This window comes from Centipeda sp. (in: firmicutes) (assembly GCF_057271695.1).
Map to the genome: position 1 here is coordinate 1 of NZ_DBHIVL010000158.1, position 1,082 is coordinate 1,082.

The following is a 1,082-nucleotide window of genomic DNA, read 5'->3' on the forward strand; positions in this document are numbered from 1 at the left end:
CACTTAAACGGTCGTTCCCTTGTGAGAAATTTGTCAACTGTTCTTGACAATATCACAGCCGTATTTACCGCTGTGGAAAAGGTGACGCACGACTACATCGCAATCCGCATCTCGGGTCGCACGTGCGCCGGCATTGAAGAAGCCATCGCCCATTTGAAATCGGAATATGGAGAGGACCGTTTCAGCCAAGTGTTCAAGACGATTACCGTTGACAACGGGACAGAGTTCGAGACGTTCACGCAGCTTGAGAGCCTCGGCATGAAGGTGTACTTCGCTCACCCCTACAGCTCATGGGAACGCCCGCAGAACGAGCGTCACAACGGCATCCTCCGCCAATATATCCCCAAAGGAACGGGTATCGACGGATACAGTGACGAGGACATCCTAAACATAGCGGATGAGATAAACAGCCGCCCTCGTCGAGTGCTCGACTATCAAACACCAGCAGAACTGTTTAACACCTTCTTGGATGAAGTATACTCTATTGAAAATGTTTCTCAATTAAATCACTGTTCAACTTGCTCTTGCAATTCACGGAGATTTTTATGCGAAACTATTTGCCGCGCGTAGACTGGATGGTCGGGACGGGACTCGTCCTCACCCTGATCTTGTCCGTATTCTACGGGAGCGCGGAGCTCACGAGCAACATCGCCTCGGGGCTCATCGGCTTCCTCGGGCGCACCGTCATGATGCGCGACCCTGTAAAGGAGGGAATGCGATGAGTACGGTACTCCCCGCCTCCGTCCTGCGCCGCGTCACCTGTGATGAGCTGCGGACGCTTGCAGCGGCGTATCGCCCCGCGCTCATGTATGCCGCTGCACAGTGTGCACGTGAGACAAATGTTTAACCTTCCTTACATGGGACATTTTGTTATAAAAAAGTAACCCGATAAGGGATATAGGCGCCCTTACCACGGGTATCAGGAGTATCATCAAACGTAATCGAGGCGATAATGGACTTCCAAAAGCGCTGCTTGTTCTCTCGCGTGAGACTTTCATAGGTGCTGCGAAAATCTCTATCATCGGCAACTGGTATTGTCAAGAACAGTTGACAAATTTCTCACAAGGGAACGACCGTTTAAG

Annotated in this window: 2 protein-coding genes and 1 pseudogene; all 3 read left to right on the forward strand. The window is 51.2% G+C overall.

What is annotated here, in order from left to right; translation table 11 throughout:
- A pseudogene (locus ACO6BQ_RS12635) lies at window positions 1-498 on the forward strand (IS30 family transposase); the annotation flags it as partial.
- 47 nt (window positions 499-545) lie between these two features.
- Window positions 546-722 (forward strand): hypothetical protein, encoded by a 177-nt coding sequence (locus tag ACO6BQ_RS12640; RefSeq protein ID WP_489121516.1) that lies wholly within the window; start codon window positions 546-548, stop codon window positions 720-722.
- On the forward strand, window positions 719-847 hold the full coding sequence (locus tag ACO6BQ_RS12645; RefSeq protein WP_489121518.1) for a hypothetical protein: 129 nt from the start codon (window positions 719-721) through the stop codon (window positions 845-847). The genes ACO6BQ_RS12640 and ACO6BQ_RS12645 overlap by 4 nt, the downstream gene beginning before the upstream one ends.
- Window positions 848-1,082 lie beyond the last annotated feature (235 nt).

Bases quoted from the DNA above. Each gene is read 5' to 3' on its own strand.
- ACO6BQ_RS12645 (WP_489121518.1), top strand. From the start codon at position 719: ATGAGTACGGTACTCCCCGCCTCCGTCCTGCGCCGCGTCACCTGTGAT.
- ACO6BQ_RS12640 (WP_489121516.1), top strand. From the start codon at position 546: ATGCGAAACTATTTGCCGCGCGTAGACTGGATGGTCGGGACGGGACTC.